Raw genomic sequence first — 11946 nt, forward strand, 5'->3', positions numbered from 1 at the left:
CGGCGACTCACATCTTGCGGCTGTAGCTCTGCACGGCCAGCGGGGCGAAGATCGCGACGACGATCGAGCAGCCGAGCACGGCCCAGAGCACGTGCGCGGTGACGTCGCCGTTGTTGATCAGGTCGCGGCAGGCCGTGACGACCTGGGAGACGGGGTTGACGCTGACGAACTTCTGCAGCCAGGTCGGCATCGTCTTCGGGTCGGTGAAGACGTTGGAGAGGAAGGTCAGCGGGAACATGATCATCATCCCGATCCCCTGCACGGCCTGGGCCGAGCGCGCCACGGTGCCGAGCCAGGCGAAGATCCAGGATAGCGACCAGCCGGCGAAGAGGGTGAGCAGCCAGCCGCCCAGGACGCCGAGCACGCCGCCGCCGGGGCGGTACCCGATGGCCATGCCGGTCAGCAGGGTGAGTGTCGCGGCGATGCCGTAGCGGATCAGGTCGGCCAGCATGGGGCCCGCCAGCGGGGCGATCCGGGCGATCGGCAGCGACTTGAACCGGTCGAAGACGCCCTTGTCCATGTCCTCGCGCATCTGGGTGCCGGTCGCCATCGAGGCGGTCAGCGCCGTCTGGGCGAGGATGCCCGGGATCAGCCACGGCAGGTAGTCCTCGACCGAGCCGGCCAGGCCGCCTCCGAAGATGAAGGCGAACATCGCCGTGAACAGCAGCGGCTGGATGGTGACGTCGAAGAACTGCTCCGGGTTGCGGCGCATCTTCTTCAGCGCCCGCCATGCCATCGCGAGCGTCTGGCGCCAGGTGTCGGCCACGCTCGGGCGTACGGACAGCGTCCGCTCGCTCGGGGGCGTGACGCGGCCCTGGGGGAGCAGGGTCTGGGTGGGGGCGCTCATCAGGCCACCTCCTCATCGGTCTCGGGGGAGTCGGACTGCTCGGCGCCGTGGCCGGTGAGCGCCATGAACACCTCGTCGAGGGTCGGCTGGCGCACCGTCGCCGTCGCGATGGACAGCGACGCCTGGCGCAGACCGATCAGCACGTCGGCGGCGCGGTCCGCGTCGGGCAGGGCGATGGTGAGGCCACCGGCCTCGGGCGTCAGGACGGGTGCCTCGCCGAGGAGGCGCTCCACGATGCGCGCTGCGGCGGCGGTCTGCTCTTTGTCGCTGAGCCGCACGTGCAGCGTCGAGTCGCCGACGCTGGTCTTGAGCTCCTCGGGCGTGCCCTCGGCGACCTTGCGACCGCGGTCGATGACCGCGATCCGGTCGGCGAGCTGGTCGGCCTCGTCGAGGTACTGGGTGGTGAGCAGGATCGTGGAGCCGCCCGCGACCAGCTCGCGGATGGTCGACCACATCTGCCCGCGCGTACGCGGGTCGAGGCCGGTGGTCGGCTCGTCGAGGAAGATCAGCGGCGGCTGCGCGATCAGCGAGGCGGCCAGGTCGAGGCGCCGTCGCATGCCGCCGGAGAAGTTCTTGATCTGCCGGGTCGCGGCCTCCTGGAGGCCGAAGCGCTCCAGCAGATCGCCGGCCGTGGCCCGTGCCCGCGGGCCGGAGTGACCGAGGAGGCGCCCGAAGAGGACGAGGTTCTCGGTGGCGGTCAGGTTCTCGTCGACCGAGGCGTACTGGCCGGTGACGCCGACGAGCTGGCGGATCTGGTGGGGCGAGGACGCGACGTCGACGCCGAAGATGGAGGCTCGACCGCCGTCGATCGGCAGGAGCGTGGCGAGCATGGAGAGCGTGGTGGTCTTGCCGGCGCCGTTGGGGCCGAGCACGCCGAAGACCTCGCCAGGCCGTACGGCCAGGTCGACGCCGTCGACGGCGGTGAACGTGCCGAAGCGCTTCACCAGGCCCTCGGCGCTGACAGCCAGTTCAGTAGTGGTCATGTGGCTATCGTGGGGTCCACCGGTTTCACGACACTTTCACGAGACTCTTCGTTCGGTTTCATGCAGAGGTGTGTATAGTCATGCATATGACGAAGGTGCGGGTGGCGGTTGCAGGCGCGAGCGGCTATGCGGGCGGCGAGATCCTCCGCCTCCTCTGCGGCCACCCGGGCGTCGAGATCGGCGCCCTGACCGGTGCCTCCAACGCCGGGCAGCTCCTCGGTGCGCTCCAGCCCCACCTCCTCCCGCTCGCTGACCGGGTGATCGAGGAGACCACGATCGAGGTTCTCAGCGGCCACGACGTGGTGTTCCTCGCCCTGCCGCACGGCCAGTCCGGAGCGATCGCTGCGGCCCTGCCCGAGGGCACGGTCGTGATCGACTGCGGCGCCGACTACCGGCTCGCCGACGCCGCCCTGTGGGAGCGGTTCTACGGCTCCGAGCACGCCGGCACCTGGCCGTACGGCCTGCCCGAGCTGCCCGGCCAGCGGGCCAAGCTCCAGGGCGCGACCACCATCGCCGTGCCCGGCTGCTACCCGACGGTCTCCACCCTCACCCTCGCCCCGGCGGTCGCCGCCGGCCTGATCGAGCCCGACGTCGTCGTGGTCGCCGCCTCCGGCACCTCGGGCGCGGGCAAGGCTGCCAAGACCAACCTGCTGGGCAGCGAGGTGATGGGCTCGATGAGCGCGTACGGCGTCGGCGGCGTCCACCGCCACACGCCCGAGATCATCCAGAACCTCTCCGCCCTCACCGACGAGCAGGTGACGGTCAGCTTCACCCCGCTGCTCGCGCCGATGCCGCGCGGCATCCTGGCCACCTGCAACGCCAAGCTCAAGCCCGGCGTCACCGCCGAGCGGGTGCGGGAGGCGTACGCGACGGCGTACGAGGACGAGCAGTTCGTCCACCTGCTGCCCGAGGGGCAGTGGCCCCAGACCCAGTCGGTGGCCGGCTCCAACGCCGTCCACCTCCAGGTGACCGTCGACGAGTCCGCCGGGCGGCTCGTCGCCGTCGGCGTCGTCGACAACCTCACCAAGGGCACTGCCGGCGCCGCCGTGCAGTGCATGAATCTCGCCCTCGGTCTCGACGAGACCACCGGCCTCAGCACGATCGGACTCGCCCCGTGACCCAGCAGACCCCCGAGACGCCCGAGACGCCCCACTGGAGCGAGCAGATCGTCACCCTCGCGGAGTACCCCGAGAAGCTCGCCATCGTGAAGCTCCCGCCGGGTGCCGAGGTCCCGCGCTGGGCCGAGTCGTCCTCGCTCTTCTCGGTCACCGCCACCGCGTACGAGACCAGTCTGATCTGCGCCGGGCGCTCGGTGCCGACCAAGACCCCCTCGATCCACCCGCTGAAGGCGTTCCGCGTCGTCGGCCGCATCGAGGAGGGCACGGTCGGCGTCCTGGCGGCGCTGCTGACCCCGCTGGCCGAGGCCGGCATCCCGGCCTACCCGTTCACCACGTACGAGACCGACTGGGTGATGGTCCGCGTCGTCGACGTCGAGAAGGCCGCCGAGGCATGGCGCGGCCGCGGCCACACCGTGATGGCCGCCGTGCCGATCACCAAGGCCGAGACGAAGTCCACCACGCGCAAGCCCACCGACGACAAGACAGGCAAGACCGGCAAGGCCGGACGGACCGCGAAGCGACAGGCGGTCTCGAAGAAGGGAACGGGTCGATGAGCACCACTGCTCCGAAGGGCTTCGTCGCCGCGGGCGTCGTGGCCGGCTTGAAGTCGTCGGGCAACAAGGACATGGCGCTGGTGGTCAACCAGGGCCCCTCGTACGCCTCCGCCAGCGTCTTCACCGCCAACCGCTGCCAGGCCAACCCGGTGCTGTGGAGCAAGGAGGTCGTCAAGGACGGCGTCGTCAAGGCGGTCGTGCTCAACTCCGGCGGTGCCAATTGCTACACCGGCGCCGAGGGGTTCCAGACCACCCACCAGACCGCAGAGCGCGTCGCGCACCATCTCGGCATCGGCGCCGGTGACGTGGTCGTCTGCTCCACCGGCCTGATCGGTCTGATGAACAACCGCGACGACCTCCTGGCCGGCGTCGACGCGGCCGCGGCCGCGCTCAGCGCCGACGGCGGCGACGACGCGGCGCACGCGATCATGACCACGGACACGGTCGCCAAGCAGATCCACGTGACCAGCGCGGACGGCTCCTGGTCGATCGGCGGCATGGCCAAGGGCGCGGGCATGCTCGCGCCGGCGCTGGCCACGATGCTCGTCGTCATCACCACCGACGCCGACCTCACCGCGGCCGAGCTCGACCAGGCGCTGCGCGCCTCGACCCGGGTCAGCTTCGACCGGCTCGACTCCGACGGCTGCATGTCGACCAACGACACGGTCACGCTGCTCGCGAGCGGCGCCTCGGGCGTCAGGCCATCGCTCGAGGAGTTCACCGCCAAGCTCGCCGAGGCGACGACCGATCTCGCGCTCCAGCTCCTGCAGGACGCGGAGGGCGCCGACCACGCGATCGCGATCTCGACCATCAACGCCGCCTCCGAGGAGGACGCCGTCGAGGTGTCGCGCTCGGTCGCCCGCTCCAACCTCTTCAAGGCCGCGATCTACGGCAAGGACCCGAACTGGGGCCGCATCCTGGCCTCGGTCGGCACTACCCAGGCGGCCTTCGACCCGGCCGACCTCGACGTCGCGCTCAACGGCGTGTGGGTATGCCGCAAGTCCACGCCGGCCGAGGACCCGAGCCTGATCAGCCTCGAGGAGCGCGACGTCACCGTCACGATCGACCTCAAGTCCGGCAACGCCTCGGCGACCGTCTGGACCAACGACCTCACCCACGCCTACGTCCACGAGAACAGCGCCTACAGCTCATGACCGAGTACGCAACGACCCCGCACGTCGACACGGCCAAGGCTGCGACGCTGGCGGCCGCCCTGCCGTGGCTGAAGAAGTACAACGGCAAGGTCATCGTCATCAAGTACGGCGGCAACGCCATGATCGACGACACCCTCAAGAAGGCCTTCGCCGAGGACATCGCGTTCCTGCGGCTGGCCGGCTTCAAGCCGGTCGTGGTGCATGGCGGCGGCCCGCAGATCTCCCACATGCTCGACCGCCTCGGCATCGAGTCGGAGTTCCGCGGGGGCCTGCGGGTGACCACCCCCGAGGCGATGGACGTCGTCCGGATGGTCCTGGTCGGCCAGGTCCAGCGCGAGCTCGTGGGCCTGCTCAACCAGCACGGCCCGCTGGCCGTCGGCCTGTCCGGCGAGGACGCGGGGCTGTTCACCGCCAGCCGTACGAACACCATCATCGACGGCGAGGAGGTCGACCTCGGCCTGGTGGGCGAGGTCACCACCGTGCGCCCCGAGGCGGTGCTCGACATCGTGGAGGCCGGCCGGATCCCGGTCATCTCCAGCGTCGCCCCCGATGAGGCCGGCCAGGTGCACAACGTCAACGCGGACACCGCCGCGGCCGCGCTCGCCGTCGCGCTCGGCGCGGAGAAGCTCCTCGTCCTCACCGACGTCGAGGGCCTCTACCGCGACTACGGCAACTCCGACGACCTGATCCAGGAGATCAGCCCCGAGAACCTGGCCGAGCTGATGCCCTCGCTCGCCAGCGGCATGGTCCCGAAGATGGGCGCCTGCCTCCAGGCCGTGCAGGGCGGCGTCCCGCGCGCGACCGTCGTCGACGGCCGCGAGCAGCACGCCGTGCTCCTCGAGATCTTCACCGACGAAGGCATCGGCACCCAGGTCCTCCCGGGCGTCGACACCAAGCTCCGGAAGGCCCGCTCATGACCACGACCGAGCGCTACCAGCATGCGCTGATGAACACCTTCGGCACGCCCAAGCTCGTCCTCGCCCGCGGCGAGGGCGCGAGGGTGTGGGACGAGGACGGCAAGGCGTACGTCGACCTCCTCGGCGGCATCGCCGTCAACGCCCTGGGCCATGCCCACCCGGCGCTGATCAAGGCCGTCACCGAGCAGCTCTCCACCCTCGGCCACATCTCGAACTTCTTCGCGTCCGGTCCGCAGATCGCGCTCGCCGAGAAGCTCCTCGCCCTCACCGGCGCCGAGGGCAAGGTCTTCTTCACCAACTCGGGCACCGAGGCCAACGAGGCCGCCTTCAAGCTCACCCGCCGTACCGGTCGCACCCACCTGGTCGCGATGACCGGCTCGTTCCACGGACGCAGCATGGGCGCGCTCGCGCTCACCTCGAAGGAGGCCTATCGCGCGCCCTTCGAGCCGCTGCCGGGCGAGGTCACGTTCGTCCCGTACGGAGACGCCGACGCCCTCGCCGCCGCGGTCACCGACCAGACGGCCGCGATCGTGATCGAGCCGCTCCAGGGCGAGGCCGGCGTCGTCGTGCCGCCCGCCGGCTTCCTGGCCGGCGCACGCGAGATCGCGGACGCGCACGGCGCCCTGCTCTGGTTCGACGAGGTCCAGACGGGCATGGGCCGCACGGGCACCTGGTTCGCGTTCCAGCAGGCCGGCGTCACCCCCGACGTCATCACGCTCGCCAAGGGTCTCGGCGGCGGCTTCCCGATCGGCGCCTGCCTCGGCCTCGGTGCCGCGGCGGAGCTGCTCCAGCCGGGCAACCACGGCACCACCTTCGGCGGCAACCCGCCGGCGTGCGCCGCCGCGCTCGCCGTCATCAGCACGATCGAGGCCGAGGGCCTGCTCGAGCGTGCCACCGTCCTCGGCCGGAAGCTGCGCGACGGCCTCGCCGCGGACCCGCGCGTCGTCGAGACCACCGGTGACGGCCTCCTCATCGGCATCGTCACCACGGTCGACACCGCCACGATCGCGGCGGCGGCCCTCGAGCGCGGCTTCATCCTCAACAACGCCACCCCCGAACGGGTCCGGCTCGCACCGCCGCTGGTGCTGACCGACGAGGACGCCGAGGCGTTCCTGGCGGCCTGGCCCGCGATCCTCGACGCCGCGGAGTCGGTGTCGTGAGCAGCATGACCGCGCCCGTGCGCTCGTTCCTGCGCGACGACGACCTGACGGCCGCCGAGCAGGCCCAGGTCCTCGACCTCGCCGCGGCGCTCAAGGCGGACCCGTACGGCCCCAAGCCGCTCGCCGGCCCGCGCACCGTCGCGACGATCTACGACAAGCCGACCCTGCGGACCCAGTCGTCCTTCGCGGCCGGGATCGCCGAGCTCGGTGGCCACTCGATGCTCGTCGACGGCAACCTGGCGGGGATCGGCGTGCGTGAGTCGGTCGTCGACGTCGCCCGCGTCCTCGGCCGCCAGGCCAGCATGATCGTGTGGCGCACCTTCGCGCAGGCCAAGCTCGACGAGATGGCCGAGCACTCCGGCGTCCCGGTCATCAACGCGCTCACCGACGAGTTCCACCCCTGCCAGCTGCTGGCCGACCTGCTCACCATCCGCGAGCACAAGGGCGTCACCGCCGGCCTCACCGTCGCGTTCCTCGGCGACGCCGCCTGCAACATGGGCAACTCGTGGGCCCTCGCGGGCACGACGGCGGGCATGCACGTGCGCTTCGGCGCCCCGGAGCATGCCGCGCCCGACGCCGGGGTGCTGGCCACGGCCGCCACCATCGGCGGGACCACCGGCGGCAGCGTCGCGGTGTTCACCGACGCCGCCGAGGCGGTCGCCGGTGCCGACGTCCTGGTCACCGACACCTGGGTGAGCATGGGCAAGGAGGACGAGGCCGCGGCGCGGATCGCGATCTTCTCCGCGTACGCGCTCACCGAGGAGCTCGTCGCCCGCGCCGCGGCGGACGCGATCGTGATGCACTGCCTGCCCGCCTACCGCGGCAAGGAGATCGCCGCCGAGGTGCTCGACGGCCCGCAGAGCGTCGTGTGGGACGAGGCCGAGAACCGGCGCCACGCCCAGAAGGCGATCATCGCCTTCCTCGCCGGGGCGACCGAGCTGCGATGACCGAGCAGGCCGCCCGGCCGGCGACGAAGAACGCCCGCCACCAACTGATCGTCGACCTCATCTGGAACAACGAGGTCCACTCCCAGATCGAGCTCGGCGACCTGCTGGCCGGCAACGGCGTCCACGTCACCCAGGCCACGCTCTCGCGCGACCTGGTCGAGCTCGACGCGGTCAAGGTCCGTACGCCCTCGGGCGCGCTGGTCTACGCGCTGCCCGCTGAGGGCGGCGATCGTCGCCCGGTCAGCGCGGGGGAGTCCGCCGCGGCGCGTACGCGTCTGGCCAGGCTGTGCGGCGAGCTCCTCGCCAGCGCGGACTCCAGTGCCAACCTGGTCGTCCTGCGCACCCCGCCCGGCGCGGCCCAGTTCCTCGCCAGCGCCATCGACAAGGCAGAGTTTCCCGAGATCCTCGGGAGCATCGCCGGGGACGACACCGTCATGGTGATCTCCCGTGACCCGGAGGGAGGGGAGGACCTGGTGCGCCGGTTCCTCGCCCTCGCTCACCACAGCACCAGCACTGAACACCCGGAAGAGGAAGCATGAGCAAGGTCCTGACCTCCCTGCCCCAGGGAGAGCGCGTCGGCATCGCGTTCTCCGGAGGCCTCGACACCTCCGTCGCGGTCGCCTGGATGCGCTCGAAGGGCGCGATCCCGTGCACCTACACCGCTGACATCGGGCAGCCCGACGAGCCGGACATCGCCGGCGTCCCGATCCGCGCCAAGCAGTACGGCGCCGAGATCGCGCGCGCCGTCGACATCAAGCCGCAGCTCGTCGAGGAGGGTCTCGCCGCCCTCGCCTGCGGCGCCTTCCACATCCGCTCCGGTGCCAAGGTCTACTTCAACACCACCCCGCTGGGTCGCGCGGTCACCGGCACGATGCTGGTGCGCGCGATGCAGGCCGACGACGTCAACATCTGGGGCGACGGCTCGACCTACAAGGGCAACGACATCGAGCGGTTCTACCGCTACGGCCTGCTGGCCAACCCGGAGCTGCGCATCTACAAGCCGTGGCTCGACAACGACTTCGTCACCGAGCTCGGCGGCCGCCACGAGATGTCCGAGTGGCTGGTCGAGCACGGCCTGCCGTACCGCGACTCCACCGAGAAGGCGTACTCCACCGACGCCAACATCTGGGGCGCGACCCACGAGGCGAAGATCCTCGAGCACCTCGACGTCTCCTTCGAGGTCGTCGAGCCGATCATGGGCGTGAAGTTCTGGGACCCGAGCGTCGCGATCGAGACCGAGGACGTCGCCATCACCTTCGAGGCCGGTCGCCCGGTCGCGATCAACGGCAGGCGGTACGACGACGCCGTCGCCCTGGTGCTCGAGGCCAACGTCATCGGTGGTCGCCACGGCCTCGGCATGTCCGACCAGATCGAGAACCGCATCATCGAGGCCAAGTCCCGCGGCATCTACGAGGCGCCGGGCATGGCCCTGCTGTTCGCCGCGTACGAGCGCCTGCTCAACGCCGTGCACAACGAGGACACCCTCGCCAACTACTACAACGAGGGCCGCAAGCTCGGTCGCCTCCTGTACGAGGGCCGCTGGCTGGACCCGCAGTCGCTGATGCTGCGCGAGTCGATCCAGCGCTGGATCGCCTCGCTGGTCACCGGCACCGTAACCCTGCGCCTCCGTCGCGGCGACGACTACACGATCGTGAAGACCGAGGGCTCCAACTTCTCCTACCACCCGGAGAAGCTGTCGATGGAGCGCGTCGAGAACGCCGCCTTCGGCCCGACGGACCGGATCGGCCAGCTCACCATGCGCAACCTCGACATCGCCGACTCGCGCGCCAAGCTCGAGCTGTACGCGGGCCAGCCGCTGGACCAGGGCACCGTCCTGGTGGAGAACGGCACCCTCTTCGGTGAGCTCCCGGCCGGCGGCTTCGACCAGATCGCGACCGCCGCCGACCTCGACGCCGACGCCGAGGCCGTCATCGACGAGGTCGCGATGGAGTCGGGCACCGACTGATGACCGACGCTCACGGCACCAACGAGGGCAAGCTCTGGGGCGGTCGCTTCGCCGGCGGCCCGTCCCCGGAGCTCGAGGCCCTGTCGCGCTCGACCCACTTCGACTGGCGGCTGGGTCTCTACGATCTGGCCGGCTCCCACGCGCACGCCAAGGCGCTCGGCGCCGCCGGCCTGCTGAGCGCCGAGGAGGAGGCCGAGCTGCACCGCGGCCTCGATGTCCTGGCGGCCAAGTGGTCCTCCGGCGAGCTGCGGCCGTCGCTGTCCGACGAGGACGTGCACGGCGCCCTCGAGCGGCTCCTCATCGAGGAGGTCGGTCCCGAGGTCGGCGGCAAGCTCCGCGCCGGCCGGTCGCGCAACGACCAGATCGCCACGCTCTTCCGCTCGTACCTGCTCGACCACGGCGACACGATCAGCGGGCTGGTCCTCGACCTGGTCGACGCGCTCGCCGGTCAGGCGGACGCTCACCTGGGCGCCATCATGCCGGGGCGCACCCACCTCCAGCACGCGCAGCCGGTGCTGCTCTCGCACCACCTGATGGCGCACGGATGGGCGCTGCTGCGTGACGTCCAGCGCCTCGCCGACTGGCGCGCCCGCGTGGTGAGCGACTCCCCGTACGGCTCCGGTGCGCTCGCCGGCCAGAGCCTGGGGCTCGACCCGGAGCTGGTGGCGCGTGAGCTCGGCTTCACCGGCTCGACGGCCAACTCGATCGACGGCACCGCGTCGCGCGACTTCGTCGCGGAGTTCGCGTTCGTCTGCGCGCAGATCGGCGTCGACATCAGCCGGATCGCCGAGGAGATCATCCTGTGGGCGACCAAGGAGTTCGACTTCGTCACGCTGCACGACTCCTGGTCGACCGGCTCGTCGATCATGCCGCAGAAGAAGAACCCGGACATCTCCGAGCTCGCCCGCGGCAAGGCCGGCCGCCTCATCGGCAACCTGACCGGTCTGCTCGGCACCCTCAAGGCCCTGCCGCTCGCGTACAACCGCGATCTGCAGGAGGACAAGGAGCCGGTCTTCGACTCCGTCGACACGCTCGAGGTCCTGCTGCCGGCCTTCTCCGGCCAGGTCGCCACGCTGGTCTACAACACCCCGCGGATGGCCGAGCTGGCGCCGCAGGGGTTCTCGCTGGCCACCGACATCGCCGAGTGGCTGGTCCGCGAGGGCACGCCGTTCCGCATCGCCCACGAGGTCGCGGGCGCCTGCGTGCGTGCCGCGGAGGCCAAGGGCACCGAGCTGGACGGCCTCACCGACGAGGAGTTCGCGGCGATCTCACCGGCGCTCACCCCGGCAGTGCGCGACGTCCTGACCGCGGAGGGCTCGGTCGCCTCCCGCAACGGTCGCGGGGGCACTGCTCCCGAGCGCGTCCAGGAGCAGCTCGCCGAGCTGCGCGCCAAGGCCGCGGGCCTGCGCGGCTGACCCATGCACATGCTCGAGGAAGCGCTGGCGGGACCTGTCGAACAGGTCGCGCCGCGTCTCCTCGGCGCATTTCTGAGCCACGGCGGCGTCACGGTGCGGTTGACCGAGGTGGAGGCGTACGCGGGGGAGTCCGACCCGGGCTCGCACGGCTACCGCGGACGCACGGCCCGTAACGCGGTGATGTTCGGCCCGCCGGGACGCCTCTACTGCTACTTCACCTACGGCATGCACGTGTGTGCCAACGTGGTCGCGGGGTCCGAGGGCACGTCGAGCGGGATCCTGCTCCGGGCCGGCGAGGTCGTCGACGGTCACGAGCTGGCACGTTCGCGCCGCCTCGGCGCGAGCGACCGTGACCTCGCCCGTGGGCCTGCCCGGCTGTGCCGTGCCCTGGACATCACGCTGGACATGAACGGCACGGACCTGCGCCAGGGGGAGCCCGTGTCGCTCCGACTGCAGGAGCCGGTGACCGCGTACGAGGCCGGACCGCGGGTGGGCCTTCGCGGAGCGCCCGAGCGACCGTGGCGGTTCTGGATCGCGGGGGACCCGACGGTGTCGGCGTACCGCCCGGCGAAGCGGCTAGACCGGGGCGGCTAGAGCCCCCGATAGCCCCGTGCGGATCCGATTTGGCCATCTGGCCGTCCGTGCGTAGTGTTCTCTTTGTCGCCGCGAGCGGCTCCCGACACCGGGCCTGAAGGCCAGGGGAAGAGGAGCAACGGACGGTGACCATCGATCTGCCAGAACTTGGCCAACATCAAGTTGACCGGGCCGGGACACTCCGGTAAGTTTCTGCAGGTTGCCCCGCAGCAAGGCCGAGAGGCTGAGCACGGTGCGCGTGTGATTCTTGAGAACTCAACAGTGTGTCAAATAGTCGACGAATTAATTTTG

The 11946-nt window shown here is 70.9% G+C and carries 12 protein-coding genes; 10 read left to right on the top strand and 2 right to left on the bottom strand.

Annotated elements, in window-relative coordinates; translation table 11 throughout:
- Positions 1–7 precede the first annotated feature (7 nt).
- Together KSO98_RS08050 and KSO98_RS08055 are read right to left on the bottom strand one after the other, a co-directional pair.
- Positions 8–847 carry an ABC transporter permease gene (locus tag KSO98_RS08050; protein WP_225284610.1) on the bottom strand — a complete coding sequence of 280 codons (840 nt, stop codon included), beginning with the start codon at positions 845–847 and terminating at the stop codon, positions 8–10.
- The gene (locus KSO98_RS08055) at positions 847–1830 is read right to left on the bottom strand and encodes an ATP-binding cassette domain-containing protein (RefSeq protein WP_225284611.1); all 984 of its coding nucleotides are present in this window, start codon (positions 1828–1830) and stop codon (positions 847–849) included. The genes KSO98_RS08050 and KSO98_RS08055 overlap by 1 nt, the downstream gene beginning before the upstream one ends.
- 80 nt (positions 1831–1910) lie before the next feature.
- On the opposite strand from KSO98_RS08055, the gene argC reads away from it, so the two are divergent.
- The 10 genes from argC to KSO98_RS08105 are packed head-to-tail and all read left to right on the top strand — an operon-like array spanning position 1911 to position 11655.
- On the top strand, positions 1911–2948 hold the full coding sequence (gene argC, locus KSO98_RS08060; protein ID WP_225284612.1) for an N-acetyl-gamma-glutamyl-phosphate reductase: 1038 nt from the start codon (positions 1911–1913) through the stop codon (positions 2946–2948).
- Positions 2945–3502, top strand: a complete 558-nt coding sequence (locus tag KSO98_RS18820; RefSeq protein WP_225284615.1) for an ACT domain-containing protein — start codon at positions 2945–2947, stop codon at positions 3500–3502. Before argC ends, KSO98_RS18820 begins: the two co-directional genes overlap by 4 nt.
- On the top strand, positions 3499–4656 hold the full coding sequence (gene argJ / locus KSO98_RS08070; RefSeq protein WP_225284617.1) for a bifunctional glutamate N-acetyltransferase/amino-acid acetyltransferase ArgJ: 1158 nt from the start codon (positions 3499–3501) through the stop codon (positions 4654–4656). The genes KSO98_RS18820 and argJ overlap by 4 nt, the downstream gene beginning before the upstream one ends.
- The gene (gene argB, locus KSO98_RS08075) at positions 4653–5573 is read left to right on the top strand and encodes an acetylglutamate kinase (protein WP_225284622.1); all 921 of its coding nucleotides are present in this window, start codon (positions 4653–4655) and stop codon (positions 5571–5573) included. Before argJ ends, argB begins: the two co-directional genes overlap by 4 nt.
- Entirely contained in the window at positions 5570–6733 is a 1164-nt protein-coding gene (locus KSO98_RS08080) for an acetylornithine transaminase (RefSeq protein WP_225284627.1), read from the top strand. Before argB ends, KSO98_RS08080 begins: the two co-directional genes overlap by 4 nt.
- A gap of 5 nt (positions 6734–6738) precedes the next feature.
- Complete coding sequence (argF, locus tag KSO98_RS08085) at positions 6739–7680, top strand: ornithine carbamoyltransferase (RefSeq protein WP_225284628.1); 942 nt, start codon at positions 6739–6741, stop codon at positions 7678–7680.
- A complete protein-coding gene (locus KSO98_RS08090; RefSeq protein WP_225284629.1) occupies positions 7677–8219 on the top strand; it encodes an arginine repressor in 543 nt (180 codons plus the stop codon). The genes argF and KSO98_RS08090 overlap by 4 nt, the downstream gene beginning before the upstream one ends.
- Positions 8216–9646, top strand: a complete 1431-nt coding sequence (gene argG, locus KSO98_RS08095; protein WP_225284630.1) for an argininosuccinate synthase — start codon at positions 8216–8218, stop codon at positions 9644–9646. The genes KSO98_RS08090 and argG overlap by 4 nt, the downstream gene beginning before the upstream one ends.
- A complete protein-coding gene (gene argH, locus KSO98_RS08100) occupies positions 9646–11061 on the top strand; it encodes an argininosuccinate lyase (RefSeq protein ID WP_225284631.1) in 1416 nt (471 codons plus the stop codon). Before argG ends, argH begins: the two co-directional genes overlap by 1 nt.
- A gap of 3 nt (positions 11062–11064) precedes the next feature.
- Entirely contained in the window at positions 11065–11655 is a 591-nt protein-coding gene (locus tag KSO98_RS08105) for a DNA-3-methyladenine glycosylase (protein WP_372457774.1), read from the top strand.
- Positions 11656–11946 lie beyond the last annotated feature (291 nt).

The sequence above is a fragment of the Nocardioides nematodiphilus genome (genome assembly GCF_020216525.1).
Lineage (GTDB): Bacteria > Actinomycetota > Actinomycetes > Propionibacteriales > Nocardioidaceae > Nocardioides > Nocardioides nematodiphilus.